14 protein-coding genes are annotated in these 16,364 nt (G+C 60.5%); 3 read left to right on the forward strand and 11 right to left on the reverse strand.

What is annotated here, in order from left to right; genetic code table 11:
• Position 1 precedes the first annotated feature (1 nt).
• From aroB to AB4N43_RS14620, 7 genes are all read right to left on the reverse strand, one after another.
• Positions 2-1,102 carry a 3-dehydroquinate synthase gene (gene aroB / locus AB4N43_RS14590; protein ID WP_059181772.1) on the reverse strand — a complete coding sequence of 367 codons (1,101 nt, stop codon included), beginning with the start codon at positions 1,100-1,102 and terminating at the stop codon, positions 2-4.
• 150 nt (positions 1,103-1,252) lie between these two features.
• Positions 1,253-1,771, reverse strand: coding sequence for a shikimate kinase AroK (gene aroK, locus AB4N43_RS14595; protein WP_027922095.1), 519 nt, complete (start codon positions 1,769-1,771; stop codon positions 1,253-1,255).
• Between the two features lie 4 nt (positions 1,772-1,775).
• On the reverse strand, positions 1,776-3,842 hold the full coding sequence (pilQ, locus tag AB4N43_RS14600; RefSeq protein ID WP_027922096.1) for a type IV pilus secretin PilQ: 2,067 nt from the start codon (positions 3,840-3,842) through the stop codon (positions 1,776-1,778).
• 13 nt (positions 3,843-3,855) lie between these two features.
• A complete protein-coding gene (locus AB4N43_RS14605; RefSeq protein WP_027922097.1) occupies positions 3,856-4,383 on the reverse strand; it encodes a pilus assembly protein PilP in 528 nt (175 codons plus the stop codon).
• On the reverse strand, positions 4,380-4,997 hold the full coding sequence (gene pilO / locus AB4N43_RS14610) for a type 4a pilus biogenesis protein PilO (protein ID WP_059181774.1): 618 nt from the start codon (positions 4,995-4,997) through the stop codon (positions 4,380-4,382). The genes AB4N43_RS14605 and pilO overlap by 4 nt, the downstream gene beginning before the upstream one ends.
• Positions 4,994-5,560 carry a PilN domain-containing protein gene (locus tag AB4N43_RS14615; protein WP_059181775.1) on the reverse strand — a complete coding sequence of 189 codons (567 nt, stop codon included), beginning with the start codon at positions 5,558-5,560 and terminating at the stop codon, positions 4,994-4,996. The genes pilO and AB4N43_RS14615 overlap by 4 nt, the downstream gene beginning before the upstream one ends.
• Positions 5,560-6,624 carry a pilus assembly protein PilM gene (locus tag AB4N43_RS14620; protein ID WP_027922100.1) on the reverse strand — a complete coding sequence of 355 codons (1,065 nt, stop codon included), beginning with the start codon at positions 6,622-6,624 and terminating at the stop codon, positions 5,560-5,562. Before AB4N43_RS14620 ends, AB4N43_RS14615 begins: the two co-directional genes overlap by 1 nt.
• A 220-nt stretch (positions 6,625-6,844) precedes the next feature.
• On the opposite strand from AB4N43_RS14620, the gene AB4N43_RS14625 reads away from it, so the two are divergent.
• Positions 6,845-9,286 (forward strand): penicillin-binding protein 1A, encoded by a 2,442-nt coding sequence (locus AB4N43_RS14625; RefSeq protein ID WP_371258937.1) that lies wholly within the window; start codon positions 6,845-6,847, stop codon positions 9,284-9,286.
• A 140-nt stretch (positions 9,287-9,426) separates the two neighbouring features.
• On the opposite strand, the gene AB4N43_RS14630 is transcribed toward AB4N43_RS14625, so the two are convergent.
• The 3 genes from AB4N43_RS14630 to rpmE form a co-directional block, all read right to left on the reverse strand.
• Positions 9,427-10,695: a malic enzyme-like NAD(P)-binding protein gene (locus AB4N43_RS14630; protein ID WP_027922102.1), complete on the reverse strand. Its 1,269-nt coding sequence runs from the start codon at positions 10,693-10,695 to the stop codon at positions 9,427-9,429.
• A 182-nt stretch (positions 10,696-10,877) separates the two neighbouring features.
• Positions 10,878-11,678, reverse strand: coding sequence for a thermonuclease family protein (locus tag AB4N43_RS14635; protein ID WP_032833435.1), 801 nt, complete (start codon positions 11,676-11,678; stop codon positions 10,878-10,880).
• A 14-nt stretch (positions 11,679-11,692) separates the two neighbouring features.
• On the reverse strand, positions 11,693-11,926 hold the full coding sequence (gene rpmE / locus AB4N43_RS14640; RefSeq protein WP_027922104.1) for a 50S ribosomal protein L31: 234 nt from the start codon (positions 11,924-11,926) through the stop codon (positions 11,693-11,695).
• Positions 11,927-12,219: 293 nt separating this feature from the next.
• Here rpmE and AB4N43_RS14645 point away from each other — a divergent pair, with 293 nt between their 5' ends.
• Positions 12,220-14,439 carry a primosomal protein N' gene (locus AB4N43_RS14645; protein ID WP_027922105.1) on the forward strand — a complete coding sequence of 740 codons (2,220 nt, stop codon included), beginning with the start codon at positions 12,220-12,222 and terminating at the stop codon, positions 14,437-14,439.
• A gap of 60 nt (positions 14,440-14,499) precedes the next feature.
• Here AB4N43_RS14645 and AB4N43_RS14650 read toward each other — a convergent pair whose 3' ends face one another.
• Positions 14,500-14,622, reverse strand: coding sequence for a hypothetical protein (locus AB4N43_RS14650; protein WP_256218298.1), 123 nt, complete (start codon positions 14,620-14,622; stop codon positions 14,500-14,502).
• Here AB4N43_RS14650 and argS point away from each other — a divergent pair.
• Entirely contained in the window at positions 14,621-16,357 is a 1,737-nt protein-coding gene (gene argS, locus AB4N43_RS14655; RefSeq protein WP_194940879.1) for an arginine--tRNA ligase, read from the forward strand. The two genes, AB4N43_RS14650 and argS, sit on opposite strands and share 2 nt — an antisense overlap.
• Positions 16,358-16,364: the final 7 nt, after the last annotated feature.

The following is a 16,364-nucleotide window of genomic DNA, read 5'->3' on the forward strand; positions in this document are numbered from 1 at the left end:
ATTAACCTTTCAGCTGAGCCAGGGCGCGGTAATCCGCTCCCAGCGTGGCCTGTAAAATCTCTTTCGGATAATCGTCGGTCACCACCGCTTCGCCCATGTGGCGCAGCAGCACCAGGCGCAAACGACCGTCGATCACTTTCTTGTCAATTGCCATGTGTTCAAGGAAATCGGCTTCGGTCATCTCTTCTGGCGGGATGACCGGCAGGCCGGCACGCTGGAACAGGCGAATACCGCGATCACGTTCTTGCTCACTGATCCAACCCAGTCGCGCCGACATCTCCAAAGCCATCACGGTGCCAGCAGCGACGGCTTCACCGTGAAGCCAGACACCATAGCCCATGTGGGTTTCGATGGCGTGGCCAAACGTATGACCGAGGTTCAATGTGGCGCGAACACCGGTCTCTTTTTCGTCGGCGCCGACCACTGCAGCCTTGGCGGCGCAGGAGCGTTCGATGGCATAGGTCAGGGCGACCTGATCCAGGGCACGCAGGCGATCAACGTTTTCTTCGAGCCAGGTCAGGAACGGCTCATCGCAGATCAGTCCGTACTTGATGACTTCAGCCAGGCCAGCGGACAGTTCGCGGGCCGGCAGGGTATTGAGGGTCGCGGTATCGATCAGCACCACGTTGGGCTGATAGAACGCGCCGACCATGTTCTTGCCCAGCGGATGGTTGATACCGGTCTTGCCGCCCACCGAAGAGTCGACTTGCGACAGCAACGTGGTCGGCACTTGAATGAAATCAACGCCACGCTGGTAACAGGCGGCAGCAAACCCGGCCATGTCACCCATCACGCCGCCACCGAGGGCGATCACGGTGGTGCGGCGGTCGTGCCGTGCGGTCAGCAGGCCGTCGAAAATCAGTTGCAGGGTTTCCCAGGTCTTGAAGGCTTCGCCGTCAGGCAGGACAACGGAAATCACCGAGAACTGCGCCAGGCTGCGGGTCAGACGTTCGAGGTAGAGCGGTGCAACGGTCTCGTTGGAGATGATCGCTACTTGCCGTCCGCGAATATGCGGGGCCAGCAGCTCAGGCTGATCCAACAAACCTTCGCCAATGTGAATCGGGTAGCTGCGCTCGCCTAGATCGACCTTGAGTGTCTGCATGTGTCCCCACAGTGAAGATGAATCAGGCGTCCTGCCTTGAGTTATCGAATGTCCACGGCACCCGTTGGTGTGACGCCGTTCGGTAGCCATCTGCCATAACCTGGAGCGATCATGGCAGGACGCCGAGGATAGCGCATTTCGCGCTGCGCATTAACGGGGCGGTAGCTGCTGCAAGCGTTCGAGGATGTCGAGCACCACCATTCGCGGCGGCCGCTCATCGGTTTCAACCACCAGGTCGGCGATTTCCCGATACAGCGGATCGCGGATTGCCAGCAGATCCCGCAGAGTCTTGGCCGGATCAGCGGTACGCAACAGGGGGCGATTGCGGTCACGGGCAGTTCGGCCGACTTGCTGTTCGACAGAAGCATGCAAGTAGACCACCCGACCACCGGCATGCAGCGCCCGACGATTGGCTTCGCGCATGACTGCGCCCCCACCGGTTGCCAATACCACGCCATCGCAGCCGCACAGCTCGGCAATCATCGCCTGCTCGCGGTCACGAAAGCCCGGTTCGCCTTCTTTATCGAAAATCCACGGGATATTGGCGCCCGTGCGCAATTCAATTTCCTTATCGGAATCTTTGAACGGCAGGCGCAGCTCTTTGGCCAGCAACCGGCCGATGGTGCTTTTACCAGCGCCCATCGGTCCAACAAGAATCAAATTTCGCACAGAATCAATGACTCACAGCAATCGCCTGGTTGTTCATGATACGCGGAGTGAGAAATACCAGCAGCTCGGATTTTTTCTCCGAAACCACGTCACGCCGGAAAAGGCGGCCAAGATACGGCACATCGCCGAGAAATGGCACCTTATCTACAACCTTGCTTTGAGTATTTGAGAAAACCCCGCCAATCACGATGGTCTCGCCATCGTTGACCAGGACCTTGGCGTTGACCTCGTTTTTCTTGATCGGCGGTACATCCTGCACCTTGTTCAGGTAGTCCGGCTCATCCTTGGTGACCTTGACCTCCATGATAATCCGGTTGTCCGGGGTGATCTGTGGTGTCACTTCCAGCGACAGCGAGGCTTCCTTGAAAGACACCGAAGTCGCGCCACTGGAGCTGGCTTCCTGGTAGGGAATCTCCGTGCCCTTGAGGATTTTTGCGGTTTCCTTGTCGGACGTGACCACCTTGGGCTGCGAGACGATTTCGCCGTTGCCGGTTTTCTCCATCGCCGTCAGTTCCAGGTCCAGCAACACGTTGTCGGTGATGAAGGCGATGCCGATGCCCGAGGTGCTGCCTGCTGCGCCCATGTCGACAAACGACGAGTTGGTACTGGTACTTTCCGGTGTGCCGATGGTCCTCCCATCGCTGGCCCCGGACGTATTCCAGTTGCCCTTGTTCCGCACCGAACCACCCCAGCGCACGCCGAGGCTTTTGTCGTAATCGACGTTGGCTTCGACGATTCGCGCTTCGATCATCACCTGGCGAACCGGGATGTCCAGTTGCGTGACGATGCGGCGAAGCTCATCGAGACGGTCCTGGGGCTGGTAAGCAATGATGTTGTTGGTGCGCTCATCAACGGTGATCGACCCCCGCTCGTCGGCTTTCGCCTCGGCACTGGTCACTGAAGTGAACAACTTGGCAATGTCCGCCGCCTTGGCGTAGTTGACCTGCAACAGCTCGCGACGCAGCGGCGCCAGTTCGGAGATCTGCTTCTGCGATTCCAGTTCCTGGCGTTCCCGGGCGGCGATTTCATCGGCCGGCGCCACTAACAGCACGTTACCGATCTTGCGCTTGTCCAGGCCCTTGGTTTTCAGCACCAGGTCCAGTGCCTGATCCCATGGTACGTTTTGCAACCGCAACGTGATGCCGCCCTGCACGGTGTCGCTGGCCACCAGATTGAGGTTGGTGAAATCGGCGATCAGTTGCAGCACCGAGCGCACGTCGATGTCCTGGAAATTCAGCGAGAGTTTTTCGCCGGTGTAGGCGAAGCGCTCTGCGTTGCGCTTTTGCAGATCGTCGACCGTCATCGGCCGGATGCTGACGGTCAGCTTGTTGTCGGTCTGATAGGTCGAATAGTCGAACGCGCCGCCAGGCTCGATGGTGATCGTGGCACGGTCGCCAGTGGCGACGGCGTTGACGAATTGCACCGGAGTGGCGAAATCCTTGACGTCGAGGCGCACACGCAACTTTTCGGGCAATTGGGTCCTGGCAAAACCGAGGATGATCTTGCCTTCGTGTTCCTGGATGTCTGGTGCGATGGACGGATCCGACAGGTCGATGACCACATTGCCTTCACCCTGGGTACCCCGCTGGAAGTCGACGCCGCGAATGGCCTTGCTCGAAGGGGCGTAGGTTTTAGCCGGCGCCGGTGTTGCTACCGCGGCGCGAGCCGCCGGTTTCGACGCCTTGCTGTTGGCCCCCTGCCCGACCACCACCAACAGGTTGTTGCCTTCGACCCTCGCGTTATACGGCGTCAACTGCGTCAGGTTAATGATCAATCGCGTGCGGTCGTTGGCCTCGACCACCGTGGCACTGCGGGCATTGCCGCCACCGAGGTCGCGCGTCTTGTTCTTCAGCTGACTGACCACGCCGGGCAGGTCCAGTGCAATCCGCGCCGGCTGTTCGGTCGTGTAACCGTCGGGCACCGGTGGCGGCCCATCGAAAGACAACTTCAACTCGACGCGATCACCCGGCAGCGCGGCAACATCCAGCGCTTTGAGGTTGCTCGCCAGCACCATCGGAGACACCAACGCTATCCATAGCGAAATGCCGAGGGTTGAGAAAGTCCTGTTCATTATTCGAGTTCCACTATGAGTGCTCTTTCAAAGGAAGGGTCCGTGGTCGCTCCAGCCAGGCACCCTCGCCATCGGGAACGATTTCGACCACATCAACTTGTGAGCCGCTGATGGCGACGATCCGCCCATCGTTACGCCCCAGGTAATCACCGACTTTCAGCCGATGCACCCCGCCCGCCCCGCGCAACAGTGCAAAGGAGCCAGAGGCATTGGAGATCGTGCCGACCATTTCAAACTGCTCGATGTTGAATCCTTCGAGGTACTGCTTGATCCGATTGGGGTCGGGCTTGACGTTGCGCGAGCCGCGTTTCTGGCCTGCCAGGTCCACTCTGACCTGCCGGGAAAACGGGCTGCGCAGGTTGGCGGCGTTGTAGGTGAACGTTGGGTAAGACCGAAACGTCGGCGTTGGTTCAATTTTGCCCGGAGCCCGCAGGCGCACTTCGTTCATGTAGGCATCCAGGTCGCCGAGGTCGTTATCGCTGCCACACGCGGCCAGGCTGGCGAACAACACCACCATCGATACACAACGAAGCGGACTCATTTCTGCGCCCCGTTGTAGCGATAGGTCTTGGCAAGGATGCTCATGCGCAACTTCGGACCACCTTCAGGGCTGGCCGGCGCGATGTCGAAATCATGCAGCGTCACGATCCGGGGCAGCCCGGCCACGCCACTGACGAAGGTCGCCAGGTCGTGATAGGCACCAGTCACCGTGATCTGGATCGGCAGTTCGATGTAGAACGGCTGGGTGACTTCCGGCAGCAGTTTGATCTCTTCAAACTCCAGTCCGCTGCCCAGCCCCGTGCGGGTGATGTCCTCCAGCAGGCCGGGAACCTCGGTGTCGCTGGGCAATTGCCGCAGCAGCATGCCAAAGGACGTTTCCATCTCCTTCATTTGCTGGGTGTACAGCTCCAGATTTGCCGCCATGTGGGCCTTGGTCGCGAACTGTTCCTTGAGGGTCGACTCTTCCTCGCGCTTCAGGTTGAGCTGGTCTTCGAGATCACTGAGGTAAAAGGTGTACCCCAGCGCCAACACCAACAGCATGAGCAAAACAGCCACCACGGCCTTGATCGCTGGCGGCCAGGAACCCATGTTGCTGGTGTCCAGATCGTTGAGATCAACATTGCGCAACCCTTCCAGCCATTGAGACGGACTCATTTATCCTCCTCCACGACAGCGGGCTGGGTCTGACGAACGGTCAGCTGAAAGACATTGGCCTGATCCAGCTGACCGGCGGTCGTCGCCTTGACCTCGGTAAGACTGGGGGCATCGAACCAGTCGGACGCATCCAGGTTGCGCATCAGGTCCGACACGCGATTGTTCGACTCCGCCGCGCCGGTGATGGACAGGGTTTTGCCGATCATTTTCACTTCAGTGAAATACACACCGTCCGGCAGCGTGCGCGCCAATTGATCGAAGATCCGGCCGCTGATCGGCCGGTTGCCTTGCAGGTCCTGGATAATGCGCATGCGCTCGACCAGTTGCTGGCGTCGGGCTTTCAGATCACTGATCTGTGCGATCCGCTCGTCGACCACTGCGATCTGCTTGCCGATGTAGGCGTTACGGGCAGCCTGCCGATCAATGGCTCCACTGATGAACTGGTCCGCGACCAGTACGCCCCCCACGGAACACAGCAGCACGCCGACCAACGTCAGCAAAAAGCGTTTGCGGCGTTCTTCCCGCAGCTCTTCGCGCCAAGGTAAAAGATTGATCCGCGCCATCAGTCGAAACTCCTGAGGGCGAGCCCGCACGCGATCATCAAGGCTGGCGCATCGCTAGCCAGCGCGCCGGCGTTGACCTTGCTGCTCAAGGCCATGTTGGCGAACGGGTTGGCCACCTGAGTCGGCGTATCCAGGCGCTGTTCGATCAACCGGTCCAGCCCCGACACCGACGCCGTGCCACCGGCCAGCAGAATGTGATCGACCGCGTTGTACTGGCCAGAGGCAAAGAAGAACTGCAACGAGCGCGAAACCTGCTGTACCAGCGCCTCGCGAAACGGTTGCAAGACTTCGTTGACGTAGTCGTCTGGCAATCCGCCCTGCTTCTTCGCCAGCCCGGCCTGCTCGACCGTCAGGCCATACCGGCGCTGAATTTCCTCGGTCAGCTGCCGCCCCCCGAACAATTGCTCGCGGGTATAAATGATCTTGCCGTTGTGCAGCACGCTGAGGGTGGTCATGGTCGCGCCAATGTCCACCACCGCAACCGTCAGGCGCTCCTGGGTGGCGGCCAGTTGTGTCGAGAGCAAGCCGAAGGAACGCTCCAGCGCGTAAGCCTCGACATCGACCACGCGCGCAGTCAGGCCGGCCAAGGCCAGAGCCGCCTCTCGGACTTCGACATTTTCCTTGCGACAGGCGGCCAGCAACACATTGACCCGCTCCGGGTTACGCGCGGACACGCCCTGGACTTCGAAGTCGATGGCGACTTCATCCAAAGGGTAGGGAATGTACTGATCGGCCTCGATCTTGAGCTGGTTTTCCATCTCGTCGTCGGAAAGACCACCGTCCATCTCGATGGTCTTGGTGATCACCGCCGAACCGGCCACTGCCACCGCCACGCTCTTGAGGCTGGTTCTGGCCTTGAGCAACACACGAGAGAGCGCCTGCCCGACACCCTCGAGCTCAGCGATGTTTTTTTCGACTACCGCATTGGCCGGCAACGGCTCTACCGCGTACGCCTCGACCCGATAACGGTCACCCTGACGACTCAGTTCCAGAAGCTTTACCGACGTGGAACTGATGTCGATCCCCAACAGCGAGTTGGCTTTTTTATTGAAGAGTCCTAGCACTACCCATTCCCTATGACTATCCGTGTCTTACGGACTCTGTAATATCCGTTGCGTTCATTACCTCCCGTCTTGACAGAAGCGCCCATGACGCTCCCTGCGGAAAAATGCTTATAATGCCCAGCGTTTTTTTTCCGGTTTTTACTTCAAGCGCGGGTCGTTCCCTGTTTATCCGAACCCTGATGCCTCATTCATTCTTTGCCCTGGATGTCCAAAAGCCTTGATTCGTCTGCTGAAATTTTTCGGTTGGTCCATCGTCGCCGTTTTCTGCGGACTGCTTCTGGGTCTGAGTGGCGCCTTTCTTTACCTTAGTCCCGGATTACCGTCCGTGGAGGCGCTGAGAAGCATCCAGTTGCAGATTCCTTTGCGGGTCTACAGCAGCGATAACAAGTTGATCGCAGAGTTTGGCGAAATGCGCCGTACTCCGATCCGTTTCGCCGACATTCCCCCCAATTTCATTAATGCGTTACTAAGTGCTGAAGACGACAATTTCGCCAACCACTACGGCGTCGACCCCAGCAGCCTGATGCGTGCGGCGACCCAATTGGTCAAGAGCGGGCACATTCAGTCCGGCGGCAGCACCATCACCATGCAGGTCGCGAAAAACTTCTTCCTGACCAGCGAACGCAGCTTCTCGCGCAAAACCACCGAAATTCTCCTGGCCCTGCAGATCGAACGACAGCTGACCAAGGACGAGATCCTTGAGCTGTACGTCAACAAGATCTACCTGGGCAACCGCGCCTACGGCATCGAAGCCGCCGCGCAGGTTTACTACGGCAAATCGATTCGTGACGTCAGCCTCGCCCAGATGGCGATGATCGCCGGCCTGCCAAAAGCCCCGTCGCGCTTCAACCCGCTGGCCAACCCGGCCCGCAGCAAAGAGCGCCGCGACTGGATTCTGGGGCGCATGTACAAGCTCGGGAAAATCACCGAAGCCGACTACACCACGGCGATCAACGAACCCCTGAACGCCAGCTATCACGTGCCGACGCCGGAAGTGAATGCACCTTACATCGCCGAAATGGCCCGGGCCGAGATGGTCGGGCGTTATGGCAGCGACGCCTATACCGAAGGGTTCCGCGTGACCACGACTGTGCCGAGCAATCTGCAGGAAATGGCCAACACCGCGGTTCACGAAGGCTTGATGACATATGACCAGCGCCATGGTTATCGCGGCCCCGAGTCGCGCCTGCCGGGCAAGACGCGCGAGGCCTGGGCTACCGAGCTGACCAAGCAACGCACCATCAGCAGCCTTGAACCCGCCATCGTGACTCAGGTCGACAAAAACGGCCTGCAAGTGATGACCCGCACCGGTGACGAACACGTCGGCTGGGATAGCATGAAGTGGGCGCGTCCGTTCCTGAACACCAACAGCATGGGCGCCAATCCGAAGCAGCCTTCGGATGTGGCTCAAGTCGGCGATCTGATTCGCGTGCAGCGTCAGCCGGACAACTCGCTGAAATTCAGCCAGATTCCGCAGGCGCAGGGCGCACTGGTATCCCTTGATCCGCAGAACGGCGCCATTCGTTCGCTGGTCGGCGGTTTTGCGTTCGAGCAGAGCAACTACAACCGCGCCTTGCAGGCCAAGCGCCAGCCAGGCTCGAGCTTCAAACCGTTCGTCTACAGTGCGGCGCTGGACAACGGCTACACCGCCTCCAGCCTGGTGAACGACGCGCCGATCGTGTTTGTCGACGAATACCTGGACAAGGTCTGGCGCCCGAAGAACGACACCAACACCTTCCTCGGTCCGATCCGTCTGCGCGAGGCGCTGTACAAGTCGCGTAACCTGGTGTCGATCCGCTTGCTGCAAGCGATGGGCGTCGGCAGGACAATCGACTACATCACCCGCTTCGGTTTCAACAAGCAGGACCTGCCGCCCAACCTGTCCCTGGCACTGGGCACCGCGACCCTGACCCCGATGGAGATCGCCACGGGCTGGAGCACCTTCGCCAACGGCGGCTTCAAGATCACCCCGTACATCATCGACAAGATCGAAAGTCGCAACGGCGACACGCTGTTCGTCGCCAACCCGCCGAGCGTTCCTCAGGGCGACGCAGCGTCCAGCGGCATTGCTGCCCCGGCCGCGCAGACCTTTACAGTCAACGCGACACCGGGTGAGGCGCCAGCCGCTCCGGGCACCGCGCCGCAAACGCCGGCCGTTGCCGAACGCATCGTCGATGGCCGCACGACCTACATCCTCAACAGCATGCTGGAGGACGTGATCAAGCTCGGCACCGGCCGTCGCGCACTGGCCTTGGGACGTGGCGACATTGCGGGCAAGACCGGTACGACCAACGAATCCAAGGACGCGTGGTTCTCCGGCTATAACGCCGACTACGTGACGACGGTCTGGACCGGTTTCGACCAGCCTGAAAGCCTCGGCCGCAAGGAGTTCGGCGGCACCGTCGCGCTGCCGATCTGGATGAGCTACATGGGCGCCGCCCTCAAAGACAAGCCGCCGCATACGCAGCCAGAGCCGGAAGGCATCCTGAGCCTGCGGGTCGACCCGGTCAGCGGTCGTGCCGCCAGCCCGGGCACGCCAGGCGCGTACTTTGAACTGTTCAAGGCCGAAGACACGCCACCGTCGGTGAATGAGCTGGGCAACGGCACAGCGCCGGGCAGCCCGCTGCCAGCGGATGAAGCGGCACCGATCGATTTGTTCTAGAGAGGCAGCTACAGGTTTCAAGCTGCAAGCCACACGCTGAAGCAAGAGCCGCATCGCTTTTAACTTGCAGCTTGTAGCTTGTCGCTTCAAGCCCATAAAAAAACCCAGCACTTGGCTGGGTTTTTTATGGGCGGCTGCTTTTATCCGTTGAACACGTCATCCACGCTTTTCAGCGGGTAGTTCTTCGGATACGGCAGGGTCGCTACGCCGGTCTCGATGGCAGCCTTGGCCACCGCATCGGAGATCAGGGTGATCAGGCGGGCATCCATTGGTTTCGGAATGATGTACTCACGGCCGAATTCCAGTTTGATACCGCCGTAGGCGTCGCACACTTCCTGAGGAACCGGCAGCTTGGCCAGTTCACGCAGGGCGTTGGCCGCAGCCACTTTCATTTCTTCGTTGATGCGCTTGGCGCGAACGTCCAGGGCACCACGGAAGATGAACGGGAAGCCCAGCACGTTGTTGACCTGGTTCGGGTAGTCCGAACGGCCGGTGGCCATGATCACGTCGTCACGGGTGGCGTGAGCCAGTTCCGGGGAGATTTCCGGGTCCGGGTTGGAGCACGCGAACACGATCGGGTTGGCCGCCATGGATTTCAGGCCTTCAGCGCTCAGCAAGTTCGGACCGGACAGGCCAACGAACACGTCTGCGCCTTGCAGGGCGTCTGCCAGGGTGCGCTTGTCGGTCGCGTGAGCGAAGACAGCCTTGTACTGGTTCAGGTCGTCACGGCCGGAGTGGATCACGCCGGTACGGTCAACCATGAAGATGTTTTCGATGTTGGCGCCCATGCTCACCAGCAATTTCATGCAGGAGATGGCCGCCGCACCGGCGCCCAGGCAGACGATCTTGGCGTCAGCGAGGGTTTTGCCGGCGATTTCCAGGGCGTTGATCATGCCGGCCGCGGTAACGATCGCGGTGCCGTGCTGGTCATCATGGAACACTGGAATGTCACACTGCTCGATCAGAGCGCGTTCGATTTCAAAACACTCCGGTGCCTTGATGTCTTCCAGGTTGATGCCACCGAAGGTGATGGAGATGCGCTTGACGGTGTCGATGAAGGCTTGCGGGCTTTCGGAGTCGACTTCGATGTCGAAAACGTCGATGCCGGCGAAGCGCTTGAACAGCACGCCTTTACCTTCCATCACAGGCTTGGAAGCCAATGGGCCGAGGTTACCCAGGCCGAGAATCGCGGTGCCATCGGAAATGACTGCAACCAGGTTGCCTTTGCCGGTGTATTTGTAGGCCAGCTCAGGATCGCGGGCGATTTCGCGTACTGGTTCGGCTACGCCGGGGCTGTAGGCCAGCGACAGGTCGCGGGCAGTAGCGGTGGCCTTGGTGAGCTCGACGCTCAGCTTACCTGGACGAGGATGGGCATGATATTCGAGAGCGGCAGTTTTCAAATCAGACATGGGGGCATTCCGCTTTTACTGTTGGACAGACTGGTCAGCGAGGATACGCGCCTCGCAAAATCCCCACAAGACTGACCGGTCACCCCTGTCAAGCGCCCTGCCCTACGACTTTGGGCCAAGAGCCGCGGAACACAAGGGATGGACTGTTCACAATCGACAGCAAAAATGTCTACAATTTTTTCTTAGCGCGCGATTTGCAGCATCGACGGATCGGTGAGCGGCAGAAGCCAGCGCGCCTGTCCGGATTTCAACCCACCGCGACGGGAACGATCCACTACCCAGCCACGCGCCTCGATCTGCTTGCCTTCCAGGTTTTCCAGCGCCGGGACATCGAACTGCCCGAGTAAATTGGGTGCAACACGCAATACAACTGAATCCTGCAACTCGATCCAAATCCCACCGCGATTGCGCTGAACCTTGCTCACACGTCCACTGAGCACGGCGAAACCGGAAGCGTTGATCTGCTCTGCTTTCAGTACAGGTGATTGCCGCCACAGGCCAAGGCCGGCCTGACGGGCACTGCGTTCGGCGGATTGCTGGCAGCCGACCAAATCGACATTCGGCGCGACTGCCACTTGGAAACCGAGCCCTTCTGCGAGCATCTGCGCTTCGAGATTGGCGCCATCGGCGCTATAGACATGAGCCAGAGTGCGACCGTAATGGTCCTTGCTCTCCTTGCCGGGCAACAAGCCGACCCGTCCATCGCTGGCGGCCACCAACGCTTCCAGGCGTTTGCGCGCGGCCACGGCGAACGGCTCGTCGGAACGCCCCTTTTTGCCCAGCTCCGGGGTGTTCAGACCGATCATGCGCACACTGCGGCCATCGTCGAGGCGCAAGGTGTCGCCATCCACCACTCGCTGCACCATGACCGACTCCAGTGCGCTCGGCGTCGGACAAAAGGCGTGGGCGCCGGACAGCCAAATCGCGGACACAAAAAAGGCGCCCGCGAGGGACGCCTTTTTCAACAGCAAGGAAAAGCCCATCGGGCCGTTCAACCTTACTCTGCAGCAGCTGGTGCTTTGGTTTTGCCAAAAGCGCCAAAACGGTCTGCGAAGCGCTGTACACGACCGCCAGTATCCAGAGTCTTCTGCTTACCGGTGTAGAACGGGTGGCACTCGTTGCATACGTCGATCGCCAGAGGCTTGGCCAGGTTCGAACGGGTTTCGAACTTGTTGCCACAGCTGCAGGTAACTGCGGTGACTTCGTATGTTGGATGGATATCGGCTTTCATGGTGTCTTCCTCGGGCTAGCGTGCCGCCACTCAACACTATTGTTGAATACCGCACGTAATTAGGCCGCGGATTCTACCAGACATTGCCAATCGCGCAAGCTGTCGCTGAGACCGACCGTCTGCTAGGCTCCCGACCCAAAGCGCCGTCCCGTGCAGGAGTGAACCTGCTCGCGAAGAGGGTGTGTCAGCCCAGCATTTGTAGTGCCTGACACACCGCCATCGCGAGCAAGCTCGCTCCCACAGGGTATGCGCCCGGTTTTTCATTTATTGCCCGTCCAAAGAGAATCCCCCGCGTGCCCGACGCCATTTTGCGCCTCGCCCTGCCTTCGCCGCTGCGCCGCCTGTTCGATTACCGTGCCCCGGCCGGAGTCCTGCGTGCCCAGCTGCAACCGGGCATGCGCCTGCGGGTGCCGTTCGGTCGACGGGAAATGATCGGAATTCTGGTGGAGGTCACCGACACCAGCGAAGTCCCGGTAGAAAAGCTCAAACCGGCGATCGCCCTGCTCGACGCCACGCCACCACTGCCGCCCGCACTATTCAAGCTGTGCCTGTGGACGTCCCAGTATTATCAGCACAGCCTCGGCGACACCTTGAGCTGGGCGCTGCCGGTGTTGCTGCGTCAGGGCGAACTGGCCGAAGCGCGCCAGGAACGCTTCTGGTCCGCCGCACCGGGCGCCAGCCTGGATGACCCGCGCATTGCCCGCGCGCCCCGCCAGCGCGAAGCCCTGGCGACACTGGCCCAGCATCCCCACGGCGTGGCGCATCAGTTGCTGAGCAAACTGATGCTGAGCAAGGACAGCCTGGATTTGTTGCTGGCCAAAGACCTGGTCCAGGTCGAAATCCGCAAACACGCCCCCGGCGCACGCCACGAGCACTGGCTGGCGCAACCGGAATTGCCACTCAACCCGGAACAACGCGCCGCGTATGAAGCGATTCGCGCCGGGTTCGACAGCTATCATGCGTTTCTGCTGGCCGGCGTCACCGGCAGCGGCAAGACGGAAGTCTATTTACAGCTGATCCGCGAAACCCTCGAGGCCGGCAAGCAGGCGCTGGTGCTGATCCCGGAGATCAACCTCGGCCCGCAGACCCTGGCGCGTTTCGAGCAGCGCTTCAATGCGCGCATCGCGCTGATTCACTCGGCGGTTAACGACCGAGAACGCCTCGAAGCCTGGCTTGCCGCGCGGGACGGTGACGCAGACATCATTATCGGCACCCGCTCGGCGCTGTTCACGCCGATGAAAAACCCCGGCCTGATCATCATCGATGAAGAGCATGACGGTTCCTATAAACAGCAGGAAGGCTTGCGTTACCACGCCCGCGATCTGGCACTGGTCCGCGCCCGCCAGGAAAACATCCCGATTGTCCTCGGCTCCGCCACACCCTCACTGGAAAGTCTGCACAACGCCTACACCGGCCGTTACGGCCTCCTGCGGCTGAACGAGCGAGCCGGCGGCGCCAAGCAGCCACGCTTCCTGCGCCTGGATGTCAAAAGCCGCCCGCTGGACAGCGGCATTTCCGGGCCGATGCAGCAAGCGATCGGCCAGACTTTGGCCGCTGGCCAGCAAGTATTGGTGTTCCTCAACCGTCGCGGTTTTGCGCCGACGCTGTTGTGTCACGACTGCGGCTGGATGTCCGAATGCCAGCGCTGTGATGCGCGGATGACCGTGCACCAACGCTCCGGCGAACTGCGCTGCCATCATTGCGGCTACGTCGAGCGCGTGCCTCGGCGTTGCCCGAAATGCAGCAAAGTCGATTTGCGCCCTGTGGGTGCTGGCACCGAGCGCGCCGAGGAACGGCTGGCGATTCTGTTCCCGGACGTCCCGGTGTTGCGGGTCGACCGTGACAGCACATCGCGCAAGGACGCGATGAATCAGCTGTTCGCCACCATTCAGAAAGGCCAGCCGTGCATATTGGTCGGCACGCAAATGCTTGCCAAAGGGCATCACTTTCCGCGGGTGACGCTGGTGTCGATTCTCGACGCCGACGGCGGCCTGTTCTCCGGCGACTTCCGCGCCAGCGAGCGCATGGCGCAGTTGATCGTTCAAGTGGCCGGCCGCGCCGGACGGGCGGAAGAGCCGGGCAGAGTGATTATCCAGACGCACCTGGCAGACCATCCGCTGCTGGTGCAACTGACCGAGCAAGGATATTTCGCCTTTGCCGAGCAGGCGTTGAGCGAACGTCGCTCCGCTGGACTGCCACCGTTTGCGCATTTGGCGCTGCTGCGGGCTGAAGCGCATAAACCGGGGCAGGCTGAAGGCTTCCTGGATGAAGCATGCAGCGAGGCCGAACGCTTGCTGGCCGAGCAGAATCTGGGTGGGATCGAGTTGCTGGGGCCAGTGCCCGCGCCGATGGAGCGTCGCGCCGGGCGCTATCGCGCACAGCTGTTGTTGCAGGCCACGGCCCGGGCGCCGCTGCATCGGTTGTTGAGCAGCTGGTTGCTGGTGCTGGAGCAGATGCCGAGCGGGCGGGCGGTGCGCTGGTCCCTTGATGTCGATCCCGTGGATTTGTATTGAATTAGAGAGCGCCTTCGCGAGCAGGCTCCGGGCGGCGTTCCGAAGAAGGCTGACTATTTGTCACCACATATCCATAACCTGCCCGCTATAGTTGGCAAGCCCGTCTTCGCAACGGATAATGCCCAGTTTTTCCACCAGCGCATCGAAGCGCGCACCGCGCTTGCGGTCGAAAGAGACCACCATGAAAGACACCATTCGCCAGCTGATCCAACAAGCCATCACCCAACTCGTCAACGAAGGTGTGTTGCCTGAAGGCCTGTCGCCGGCGATCCAGGTGGAAAACTCCCGCGACAAAAAGAACGGCGACTTCGCCAGCAACATCGCGATGATGCTGGCCAAACCGGCTGGCATGAAGCCGCGTGACCTGGCTGAGAAAATCATCGCTGCGCTGCCGGCTGATGAAAACGTCAGCAAAACCGAAATCGCCGGCCCGGGCTTCCTGAATTTCTTCCAGAACACTGATGCCCTGGCCACTCGCCTGGATGCCGCCCTCGCCGACGACCACATCGGCGTGCGCAAAGCTGGCCCGGTGCAGCGCACTGTGGTCGACCTGTCGGCACCGAACCTCGCCAAAGAAATGCACGTCGGCCATTTGCGCTCGACCATCATCGGTGACGGCGTGGCGCGCGTTCTGGAGTTCCTCGGCGACGACGTGATCCGTCAGAACCACGTCGGCGACTGGGGCACCCAGTTCGGCATGCTGATGGCGTACCTGCAAGAAAACCCGATCACCAGCGACGAGCTGTCGGACCTGGAAAATTTCTACCGTGCGGCCAAGCAGCGCTTTGACGAATCCGAAGAGTTTGCCGATCGCGCCCGTGGCCTGGTGGTCAAGCTGCAAGCCGGCGACCCGGACTGCCTGGCCCTGTGGACCAAGTTCAAGGACATCTCGCTGTCGCACTGCCAGAAAATCTACGAACTGCTGAACGTCAAACTGACCATGGCCGACGTGATGGGCGAAAGTGCCTACAACGACGACCTGATCAACGTGGTCAACGACCTCAAGGCCGCCGGCATGCTGGTCGAGAGCAATGGCGCCCAGTGCGTGTTCCTCGACGAGTTCAAAAACGCCGACGGCGACCCGTTGCCGGTGATCATCGTCAAGGCAGATGGCGGCTACCTCTACGCCACCACCGACCTGGCGGCCGTGCGTTACCGCAGCGGCAAGCTCAAGGCTGATCGCGCGCTGTACTTCGTCGACCAGCGTCAGGCCCTGCACTTCCAGCAAGTGTTCGCCGTGGCGCGCAAGGCCGGCTTCGTGACGCACCCGATGGAAATGGAACACATGGGCTTCGGCACCATGAACGGCGCCGATGGCCGTCCGTTCAAGACCCGTGACGGCGGCACCGTGAAGTTGATCGACTTGCTGACCGAAGCTCAGGAACGTGCCTACACCCTGGTGAAGGACAAGAATCCGGAACTGGCCGAAGCCGAGTTGCGCAATATCGCCAAGGTGGTGGGCATTGGCGCGGTGAAATACGCCGACCTGTCCAAGCACCGCACCAGCGACTACAGCTTCAACTTCGACCTGATGCTCAACTTCGAAGGCAACACCGCGCCGTACTTGCTGTACGCCTACACCCGCGTCGCTGGCGTGTTCCGCAAACTGGGCAAGGACTTCACCGAAGTCGAAGGCCAGATCGTGCTGGAAGCGGCACACGAACACGAACTGGCGGCGAAACTGGCGCAGTTCGGTGAAATCCTCAACAACGTGTCCGATAAAGGCACGCCGCACATCCTCTGCACCTACCTGTACGATGTGGCTGGACTGTTCTCCAGTTTCTACGAGAACTGCCCGATCCTCGGCGCCGACACCCCGGCGCAAATGCAAAGCCGTCTGCGCCTCGCCGCGCTGACCGGCCGCACTCTCAAGCAAGGCCTGGAACTCTTGGGTCTGGAAACTCTGGAGCGTATGTAAGTTGGCT

Source organism: Pseudomonas sp. S2_B07 (genome assembly GCF_054668435.1).

What these genes read in the sequence shown, in the direction of transcription:
- aroB (WP_059181772.1), bottom strand. Translation starts at nt 1,102, where the DNA reads ATGCAGACACTCAAGGTCGATCTAGGCGAGCGCAGCTACCCGATTCAC.
- pilQ (WP_027922096.1), bottom strand. Translation starts at nt 3,842, where the DNA reads ATGAACAGGACTTTCTCAACCCTCGGCATTTCGCTATGGATAGCGTTG.
- AB4N43_RS14605 (WP_027922097.1), bottom strand. Translation starts at nt 4,383, where the DNA reads ATGAGTCCGCTTCGTTGTGTATCGATGGTGGTGTTGTTCGCCAGCCTG.
- pilO (WP_059181774.1), bottom strand. Translation starts at nt 4,997, where the DNA reads ATGAGTCCGTCTCAATGGCTGGAAGGGTTGCGCAATGTTGATCTCAAC.
- AB4N43_RS14615 (WP_059181775.1), bottom strand. Translation starts at nt 5,560, where the DNA reads ATGGCGCGGATCAATCTTTTACCTTGGCGCGAAGAGCTGCGGGAAGAA.
- AB4N43_RS14630 (WP_027922102.1), bottom strand. Translation starts at nt 10,695, where the DNA reads ATGTCTGATTTGAAAACTGCCGCTCTCGAATATCATGCCCATCCTCGT.
- AB4N43_RS14635 (WP_032833435.1), bottom strand. Translation starts at nt 11,678, where the DNA reads ATGGGCTTTTCCTTGCTGTTGAAAAAGGCGTCCCTCGCGGGCGCCTTT.
- rpmE (WP_027922104.1), bottom strand. Translation starts at nt 11,926, where the DNA reads ATGAAAGCCGATATCCATCCAACATACGAAGTCACCGCAGTTACCTGC.
- argS (WP_194940879.1), top strand. Translation starts at nt 14,621, where the DNA reads ATGAAAGACACCATTCGCCAGCTGATCCAACAAGCCATCACCCAACTC.
- AB4N43_RS14650 (WP_256218298.1), bottom strand. Translation starts at nt 14,622, where the DNA reads ATGGTGGTCTCTTTCGACCGCAAGCGCGGTGCGCGCTTCGATGCGCTG.